Origin of the sequence: Microbacterium sp., assembly GCF_031178525.1 — a bacterium.
Classification (GTDB): Bacteria; Actinomycetota; Actinomycetes; order Actinomycetales; family Microbacteriaceae; genus Microbacterium.
The window spans coordinates 1-9070 of record NZ_JAPSJA010000097.1 but is presented as its reverse complement, the minus strand read 5'-3'; the positions used below and the strand labels follow the sequence as shown (position 1 = coordinate 9070).

General features: G+C 70.2%; 8 protein-coding genes. 4 read left to right on the top strand and 4 right to left on the bottom strand.

Going from position 1 to position 9070, the window contains the following annotated elements; genetic code table 11:
• The coding region (locus tag RIF89_RS08005; protein ID WP_309068600.1) for a DUF222 domain-containing protein at positions 1-915 on the bottom strand (915 nt) is incomplete at its 3' end.
• Between the two features lie 83 nt (positions 916-998).
• Here RIF89_RS08005 and RIF89_RS08000 point away from each other — a divergent pair.
• Complete coding sequence (locus RIF89_RS08000) at positions 999-1967, top strand: SDR family oxidoreductase (protein WP_309068599.1); 969 nt, start codon at positions 999-1001, stop codon at positions 1965-1967.
• A gap of 13 nt (positions 1968-1980) precedes the next feature.
• Here RIF89_RS08000 and RIF89_RS07995 read toward each other — a convergent pair whose 3' ends face one another.
• Together RIF89_RS07995 and RIF89_RS07990 are read right to left on the bottom strand one after the other, a co-directional pair.
• Complete coding sequence (locus RIF89_RS07995; protein WP_309068598.1) at positions 1981-2466, bottom strand: hypothetical protein; 486 nt, start codon at positions 2464-2466, stop codon at positions 1981-1983.
• Positions 2467-2870: 404 nt separating this feature from the next.
• Positions 2871-3404: a hypothetical protein gene (locus RIF89_RS07990; protein WP_309068597.1), complete on the bottom strand. Its 534-nt coding sequence runs from the start codon at positions 3402-3404 to the stop codon at positions 2871-2873.
• 87 nt (positions 3405-3491) lie between these two features.
• Between RIF89_RS07990 and RIF89_RS07985 the strand changes: the two genes are divergently transcribed.
• A complete protein-coding gene (locus RIF89_RS07985) occupies positions 3492-3923 on the top strand; it encodes a pyrimidine dimer DNA glycosylase/endonuclease V (RefSeq protein WP_309068596.1) in 432 nt (143 codons plus the stop codon).
• On the opposite strand, the gene RIF89_RS07980 is transcribed toward RIF89_RS07985, so the two are convergent.
• On the bottom strand, positions 3924-4676 hold the full coding sequence (locus RIF89_RS07980; protein ID WP_309068595.1) for an alpha/beta hydrolase: 753 nt from the start codon (positions 4674-4676) through the stop codon (positions 3924-3926).
• A 198-nt stretch (positions 4677-4874) separates the two neighbouring features.
• Between RIF89_RS07980 and RIF89_RS07975 the strand changes: the two genes are divergently transcribed.
• Both RIF89_RS07975 and RIF89_RS07970 read left to right on the top strand, forming a co-directional pair.
• Entirely contained in the window at positions 4875-6029 is a 1155-nt protein-coding gene (locus tag RIF89_RS07975) for an exonuclease SbcCD subunit D (RefSeq protein ID WP_309068594.1), read from the top strand.
• A complete protein-coding gene (locus RIF89_RS07970) occupies positions 6026-9013 on the top strand; it encodes an SMC family ATPase (RefSeq protein ID WP_309068593.1) in 2988 nt (995 codons plus the stop codon). The genes RIF89_RS07975 and RIF89_RS07970 overlap by 4 nt, the downstream gene beginning before the upstream one ends.
• The last annotated feature ends 57 nt before the right edge of the window (positions 9014-9070 follow it).

The window sequence follows — 9070 nt, the reverse complement described above, 5'->3', positions numbered from 1 at the left end:
GCCTCCCAGTGAGGGCGTCTCCTCGCTGCGTGCGGCGGCCTGGAGTGCGGACACGAGCAGGTCGTGCCGTTTCTGTGCAGCGGTGCGGGCGTCGCTGACGGCATCGTCGCTCGTCCACTCTTCGTCCGGATCCTTCAGGCCGGGGTCGGTGCCGAAGCGAACGGCGGGGTTGCAGTACGCATCCGAGAGGCGCTGGAACTGAGCCATCAGCTCGGGCGTGCCGTTGCCGCGGAACGGATAGAGACCGTCTTTGAGCGGGCCGAAGGTGATGCCGCGACGTGCCGCTGCACGTTCCGGGTCGGGCGGCGTGCCGTCCTGATCGAGCAGCAGGCCCCAGGTCTGAACGTGGGTCTTGAGCTCCGCGAACGTGCATGGGAGGGTGCCGGTGGCGGATCCGGTGGCGAGATCGACGAGTGACTCCTCGGCGAGGGCCGCCATCTCGGGATCTGCTCGGTGTTCGACACCCCGCAGCATGGCGGAGATCTGCGTCGCCGCGTTCGTGCCGATGCGCCCCTCGTCAAGGGCCGACGCAAGCGCGGGCAGAGCGGGAGGCAGGGTTTCGCCCGTCAGGGACAGGCGCGCCGACGTTCGCTTGTTGAGGGTGACGCGACGAAGGACCTCAGCGGTCGGCGCCTGGGTGACGCGTTCGATCAGCTCGACGCCGTTGCGACACCCGTGCCGCGCGGCGAGGTTCTGATCGCCGGGGCGGAGGGACCGCTTCTCGAGTTCGCCGGCGGCGCGCACCCGAAGCGCGTCGAGGATGCGCCCGCCTTCCTCGACGATGCGGGCGAAATAGACGGCGTCCGCGTCGCTGAGCCCGCCGACGCGATCGAGCTGGTCACGCAGCTCCCAGCAGGCGAGCCCGATCCGACTCACCGCGTCAAGCGGATCTTCGAAAACCGGAACCTCGTCCATGACTGAAGTGTAGTACAAATCTACCACATAGGGAAGATTGGTTGCGCGCAGAAGTCGAAAGTACGGGGGGTAGCGTGGCGCGCATGCGCATCCTCATCATCGGCGGCACCGGCAACATCAGCTCCTACGTCACGACGCTCGCGGTCGAGCGCGGACATGACGTCACGCTGCTGAACCGCGGCAATCGCGAGCTGCCCGTCGGTGTGCGCGGGCTCGTCGGCGACGCGGGAGATGCGGATTCCATCGCGAGCGCGATCGGCGACGAGACATTCGACGTCGTCGCGAACTTCCGCAGCTTCTCGCCGCAGCAGGTGACCGACGACATCCGGATCTTCGGCGGACGCACCGGGCAGTACATCTATATCTCGAGCGCGTCGGCGTACCAGAAGCCGATCGCGCAGCTGCCGATCGTCGAGTCGACGCCGCTGCGCAACCCGTTCTGGCAGTACTCCCGCGACAAGATCGCGAGCGAGGATCTGCTCGTCGCGGCGTATCGCGACAGCGGTTTCCCGATGACGATCGTGCGGCCCAGCCACACGTACGGGCCGGCACTGATCCCGCTCGAAGGGGCCTGGACCACGCTGCAGCGGATGATCGACGGCCGTCCCGTCGTCGTGCACGGCGACGGCACGAGCTGGTGGACGCTCACGCATTCACGCGACTTCGCGCGAGCGTTCGTGGGACTGTTCGGCAACCCCCACGCGATCGGCCAGGCCGTGCACATCACGAGCGACGAGAGCCTCACGTGGGACGAGATCGCACGGCTGATGGGGCGAGCGCTCGGCGTCGAGCCCGAGATCGTGCATGTTACCTCGGAGGCGATCGGGCGGGAGATCCCCTCGATGGGCCCGGGGCTGGTCGGCGACAAGGCGCACTCGGTGCTGTTCGACAACACCCGGATCAAGCAGCTCGTGCCCGGATGGGTCGCCACGACGCCCTTCGCCGACGGAGCCCGCGAGATCGCCGAGTGGTACCGCGCGGACCCGTCGCGCCAGAAGGTGGATCAGGAGCTGGACGCCGCCTTCGACCGGCTGGTCGCGACGCACGGCTGAGTCGTCCGGCCGGTCAGGAGCAGCCGGCGCCGTCGGGGTTCTGGATGCAGTCCTGCTGGACCAGTGCGGTGTGCACCTCGACGATCCGGATGTCGCGGGCCGCGGCGGGTGCGGAGATGACCCCGTCGACGGAGCGCGTTCCCCACTCGCCGAAGTCGACGACCGCCGTGTAGAGCGCGGTGACGGTGAGCGTGTAGGTGCCCTTCTCGGCATAGGCATGGCTGGTGTCGGTGGGGCTGAACTCGGGCTGCCCGAGCGTCTGCCACGCGGCGCCGCCCGTGCGCGAATCGGTGACCGTGCCGTCGCCCCAGTCCTGTCGGAACCCGGCCGGCGTGAACGTCACCGACACCGGGAACCCGAACAGCTCGCCGTCGATCGTCTGCGCGCTCGAGGTGGCGATCGTGTTCAGCGGCATGTTCTTCGCGCCGATCCCATCGGGCTCGGTCGCGACCGACGGGGGAGCCGGAACGAAGGACGCGAGGTCGGTGAGCGTGACCACCGCGGGTGGGGCCTGCGGCTCTTCGGGTTCCGCGGTCTCCTCGGTGGGCTCGGGGATGTCGATCGTGCACTCCGGGCCAACGATGGTGCTTTGGTCATCCAGGCATAGGCGCGTGCCGCTGGTGTTGTTCTTCCCATCGTCTGGCTGCCCGTGGCTGTTTGACGCGGGCGGGCTCCAGGCGCCGTCGAAAGGAGGAGCATCGCTCGGAGGATCCTCGGCGTCACGGATCGTCCAGGATCCGCCCGTCGATACACCGGTGCCTGTGTTCGTGGGGTCGTCCAGCATTGGACACATGCCGGCATCGATGAGGATTTGGGGGCAGGATCCCGCGCTCGCCGCCGCGGCGGTCGGAGTTAGAAGGGATGACGCGGCGATGGAAATTGCTACGGCCGCATGCACCGCAATCAGTTGGCCGTGCACTCGTTACCATCCTCGACTTGCTCTGTAGATGAGATGCGCATGCGCTCGTTGATGCTGACAAGCACTACTTCCTGCCCAATTACGGCATCGGCGTCGGGGTTTAGTTCCTTGCCGGTCTGATCGCGGATGACGCGGTCGCTGGTGTCGAGACAGGCGAGAGCTTTCACTTCAGCCGCTCCGGCGACGAGGCTCACGCTTTGCGCTGTGAATGACACAATCCGAACTGAGCCCTCGGATTGGAGGCCCTGCTCGTCGAAGAGCGCCTGCGCCGCCTCTTCCGATTCGCGCGCTTCGTGCACCAGGTACTGAAGCGGGTCGCTAGTGTTCTGTCCCCCGTAGTAGTCGTCCACAGAGCTCGTGTACGCGCGGTACGTCTCCTCGGCCGCCGCGAACGCCTCCTCCTCACTCACGAATCCAGTTGTGCTCGGGGACGGCGTCGGCGCAGGCGTCGCCGCGCATCCGCTCAGCCCGATGGCGAGCAGGGCGGCGACGGCAACCGACGAACGACGAGACAGCATGCCCCCAAGGTAGGGCCGGAGACGGTCGCGGCGAAGGAGTTATCCCCAGGCGGCCGCACCTAAAATGGGAGCGAAACGGGGGTGCGGATGAGGCTGTGGTCGTTGCATCCTGAGCTGCTCGATCGGCAGGGGCTCACCGCGGCGTGGCGCGAGGCGCTGCTGGCCCAGGCGGTGCTGCTGGGGCGCACGCGTGGGTACACCAAACATCCTCAGCTGGAGCGGTTCCGCGCCCACGAGCAGCCCACGGGAGCCATCGCGTCGTATCTGTCCGCGATCGCCGCCGACGCCGCGCGCCGCGGCTACCGTTTCGATGTCGAGCGGATCGCCGAGCTCCCCACGCCGGGCACCACGCTCATCCCCGTGACGGAGGGGCAGGTCGCCTTCGAGTGGGAGCACCTGCTGCGCAAGCTCTCCGAGCGCTCGCCCGCGGTGCACGAGCAGGTCGTCGGTGGCTCGCCCCTGCTGCACCCAATGTTCGTCGTCGTCCCGGGCGATATCGAGCCCTGGGAACGCCCGTGATCAGTCGTCCGCGAGCCACTTCAGGATCAGCTCGGCGGCCGGATCCGGGTTCTTGATCATGGTCTCGTGGCCGCTGCCGGGCACCTCCTCGAGGCGCGCGCTCGGCACCGCAGAGGCGACGTACTCGCACCACTCCCGAGGAGCGACGGTGTCGGCTTCGCCGCGCAGCACGAGGACGTCGCCGGGCACGTGCGGATACGCGAGTTCCGGCCTGTGGACGGGCATCGCGCGCATCTTCCGGCGCAGGTTCGGACCGGCGCGCAGGTACTCGCGTGCGCCGGTGAGCAGGACCTTGGGGCTCTCATCGATCAGGTCGCGCGCGAGCTTGCGGAACTGAATCCCGAGTCGCCGCTGCCCGATCTCGACAGTGGGGCCGATCAGGACCAGGCGGGTGGAGATGTCCGGATGACGCGCCGCGACCTCGACGATCACCTGCGTTCCCATGGAGTGGCCGATCAGGACCGGATTCTGAATCTCCTCTGCGCGCAGGAACGCCGCCACGATATCCGCGAGGCGTTCGACCGTGGGTGTGCGGTCCGGTTCGGGAGCCTCGCCGTACCCCGGCAGATCCATCGCGATGACGCGGCCGTGTTCGGCGAGCAGCTCCGCAAGGCCGGTGAAGACCGTGCGCCCCATCCCGATGCCGTGCACGAGCACGAACGTCGTGTCGCCCGATCCGCGCGCCTCCCAGATCAGCGTGGCCTCCCGGTAAAAGAAGGATGTCGCCGGGTGGCGGGTCGGGTCGGAAGGCATGGATCGACGGTACCGGTGCGGTGGACTGCACTCCTGAGCGAACTCGAAGCTCGGAGCGCGTATGGCCGGATCGCTCGCCTGGCGGTGGAAGGCAGCCACTGACCCTCCGTTCGCGGCAAGCCTAGGGCGAGCTGAGCATCCGCCCGCTGCCCGGCGGTCCTCCACGGCAATGTCCGACCTCGTCCTTACCGTGGTGGCATGCGGATCCTGCACACCTCTGACTGGCACATCGGGCGGTCCTTCCACGGACACTCAACGCTCGAGGCGCTGCGCGGTGTGCTCGCCGAGCTGACCATGCAGGTGCGCGAGCGCGAGGTCGACGTCGTGGTCATCGCGGGCGACGTGTTCGACTCGGCGACGCCGGCCGCCGCCTGCTACACGCTGCTGACCGACGTGCTGCGCGAACTGAGCGCGACCGGCGCGCAGATCGTGCTGACCAGCGGCAACCACGACAACGCCGCGCGCCTCGGCTTCATGGCGCCACTGCTGCGCGACGGTGTGCACGTCATCACCGACGTCGCAAGCGTCGGCACCCCGGTGACCCTCGCCGATGAGCATGGTCCTGTGCACTTCTACGGGATCCCGTACCTCGAGCCGATCCTCGCCCGCGCGGTGTGGCAGGGCAGCGACCTGCGCACCCAGGAGCAGGCGATCGCACACGCCATGCGCCTTATCGGGGCGGATCGCGCCGACCGGGCTGGACGCTCCGTCGTCGTGTCGCACTGCTTCGCCGCCGGGGTCGAGCCGAGCGCCGGCGTCGAGCGCGAGATCCGGCAGGGCTCCCTCGACGTGGTGCCCCTCGCGAGGTTCGACGGTCCCGACTACGTCGCCCTCGGGCACATCCACGGGCGCAGCCGCCTCGCCGAGCACATCCGGTATAGCGGAGCACCGCTGCACTACAGCTTCAGCGAGGCGGACAAGCCGCGCGGATCCTGGCTCGTCGACCTCGACGCGCACGGCCTGGCGCGCGTCGAGTGGCTCGAGCTCTCGGTGCCTCGCCCGCTCGTCACCCTGCGCGGCACGCTCGACGAGCTGCTCACGCTCGCCGATCACGACGCACACGTCGACGCGTGGGTCTGCGCCGTGCTCACCGACCCGACGCCGCAGGCCGAGCCCATGTGTCGCCTGCAGCAGCGTTTCCCGTTCTGCGCGACCATCCAGCCGGATCCGCAGGGCCGTGCCGAGGACGACGGGCTGAGCTACCGCGCCCGCGTGCAGAAGGCGGTCAGCGACGTCGAGCTGATCGACACGTTCCTCGCTCACGTGCGCGAGGGGAGCGGCCCGACCGAAGGCGAGACCGCGCTGATCCGCGAGATCGTCGACACCCGCACGGTCGCCGAGGTGTCGGCATGAGAATCCACCGGGTCGAGATCGAGGGATTCGGCCCCTTCCGCACTCGCCAGGTCATCGACCTCGACGCCTACTCCGGCGATGGCATCTTCCTCATCGCCGGCCGCACCGGCGCGGGCAAGTCGAGCATCCTCGACGCGATCTGCTTCGCCCTCTACGGCTCGGCCCCGCGCTACGAGGACGGCGGCGACAAGCGCCTTCGCAGTGACCATGCCGAACCCGAGGACCGTACGCAGGTCGCCCTCGAGTTCACCAACGGCGACCGCACCTGGCGCGTCGAGCGCAGCCCCGAGTTCTTCCGCCCCAAGAAGCGCGGCGAGGGCGTCACCCCGCAGAAGGCCGAAGCCCGCATGTTCGAGCGGATCGGCGACGAGTGGGTGGGCCGCGCGGCGCGTCCCGTCGACGTGGCGACGCTCATCGAGGAGGAGATCGGGCTCACGCAGCAGCAGTTCCTGCAGGTGATCCTGCTCGCGCAGGGCCGCTTCGCCCGGTTCCTGCTCGCGGATGTCACCGACCGGCAGAAGTTGCTGCGCACTCTGTTCGGCACCAAGCGCTTCGAGGAGTACGAGAAGGCGCTCGACGAGCGCCGCAAGGAGGCCTCCGCCCGCGTCGAGCACGAGAGCCAGGCTCTGGTCGCCCGGCTCGACCACGCGTCGGGCATCGCGGGCGACATCGTCGAGTCGCTCGAAGGCGACCCATCGCTTCAGGAGCGCATCGCGTGGATCGGCCGCGCCGCGCTGCGCGCGCGTCACCTCGCGGAGGAAGCCGACGCCGTGCAGCAGCAGGCGACGAAGGCGCTGGCGGATGCCGAGGCCGAGCACTCCGAGCGCACCTCGCAGCGTGAGAAGCAGCAGCGTCGCGACGCCGCGCGGTCAACGCTCGCGTCGCTCGAAGCGCGCGCCGCGGAGATCTCCGAGCTCCGCGCCGAGCGGCATGCGGCTCAGCGAGCCGAGCCTGTGCGCGCGGCGAAGCACTCCGCCGGTCGCGCTCTCGTCACCCTTGAGGCGGCCAACAGCACGCTCGAGACGGCGCGGCGCGCGTGGGACGACGCGGGTCAGGAAGACCTCGACGCCGCACGGCTCGACGAGGTCGTGTCGGAGGCGCAGCAGCGGATCGGCGCGTGGCGCCCGCTGCGGGAGGTCGAGGCCAGGCTCGCGTCGGACGCGCGCGCGATCGACGAGCTGCGGGCGCGAGCCGACGCGGCCGCGCTGCGGCTCGAGGCGCTCGACGAGCGAGCACGCGCGCTGCCGGCGGAGCGCGCTCGAATTCAGGAGGCGCTCGGTCGCGCGGAGGTCGCGACGGCCACGCGCGAACCGCTCGCGGCGCAGGTTTCGGGCCTGGAGGCGCAGCTGGCCGCCGCGCAATCGATCGATGTCCTTCTCGCAAACCAGAAGGACGCGTTCGAAGGCCTGCAGCGCGCGAGGAGGGCCAAGGACGAGGCGGAGGCGCACCACTCCGACCTGCAGGCTCGTCGCTTCGCCGGGATGGCGGGCGAGCTTGCCGCCGAACTGGTCGACGGTGAGGCCTGCGCCGTGTGCGGATCGACCAGCCACCCGTCTCCGGCGGAGCGCGGCGACGACCCGGTGTCCGCCGGCGACGTCGAGCGAGCGGATGTCGCGCGCCGCGCGGCCGTCGCCGCGTACGAGGCCGCCAACACGGCGTACGCCGCCGCAGACCGCGCGCACGCCGAGGCTCTCAAGGACTCCGGCGCGCGTCCGGCCGAGGCGCTCGCGACGGAGCTCGATGCGACGCGCGAGAAGCTCGCATCGGCCGAAGCCGCGGCGGCCGACAAGGAGCGGCTGGAGGCCGAGCGCGTGGCGCTCGACGCCGAGGAGCGGCGCCACGGTGCCGAGCGCGCGGCCGCGATCGCGGAGCGCAGCGACCTCGAGGCACGCGTGACGGCCGCCGGGGATGCGCTCGCGAAGGACCGCGCGGCCGTGGCCGAGGCGCGCGGCGATGCCGATTCCGTCGCCGCACGGATCGGCGCCGAGCAGCGGCTGGTGACGCTCGCGGGCGCGTACGCCGGGGCGCAGCGAGAGGCGGCCCGCGCCGAGAAGGCTGCGGTCGAGGCGGCAGACGCGCTGCAGGCAGCCGTGGAGAACGCCGGGTTCGCCGACCCGGCCGAGGCCATCGCCGCGTTGCGTGATGCGACGCAGCGGGGGGCGCTCGACGCGCAGATCCGCGAGCACGAGACCGCCCTGGGCGCCACGCGATCGACCCTGCTCGAACTCGAACTCGAGATGCTGCCTGAAGAGCTCGTCGACACCGCCGAGAGCGGCGCGGCCGTCGACGCGGCAAGGGCCGCGTGGGTCGACGCCGTGAAGCAGCACACCACCGCGGGGGAGCGGGCCCTCACGCTCGAGGGCGCGACCCTGCGCATCGAGGCGGCGCACGCCGAGATCGCCGACCTCGCCGCGGAAGCTGCCGAGATCAAGCGGCTCGCCGACACCGTCGCGGGCCGCGCGAACAACAGCAAACGCATGAAGCTCGAGACCTTCGTGCTCGCCGCCGAGCTCGAGGAGATCGTCGCAGCCGCGAACATCCGTCTCGCCGAGATGTCCGCCGACCGCTACCGCCTGCAGCACTCCGACGCGCTCGCCGCGCGCGGGGCGGCGTCGGGCCTCGGGCTGGAGGTCATGGACCAGTTCACGGGCCGCGCCCGCTCGGCGCAGTCGCTGTCGGGCGGCGAGACGTTCCTCGCATCGCTCGCCCTCGCTCTCGGGCTGGCCGAGGTCGTCACGAGCCGCGCCGGCGGCATCCGGCTCGACACGCTCTTCATCGACGAGGGCTTCGGATCGCTCGACGCCGAGACGCTCGACACCGCCATGCGCACCTTGGACGAGCTGCGTCAGGGGGGCCGCACGGTCGGCGTCATCAGCCACGTGGAGGCGATGAAGGAGCAGATCCCCGCCCAGCTGCGCGTCGAGCAGACCCCGCAGGGGTGGAGCGTCGTGAAGCAGGATCACGCCGTAGCGTTGGCATCGTGAACAAGCGCAAGGTCGTCGGTGCGGTGCTGCTCGGAGCGGCCGCGCTCGTGTACGGGG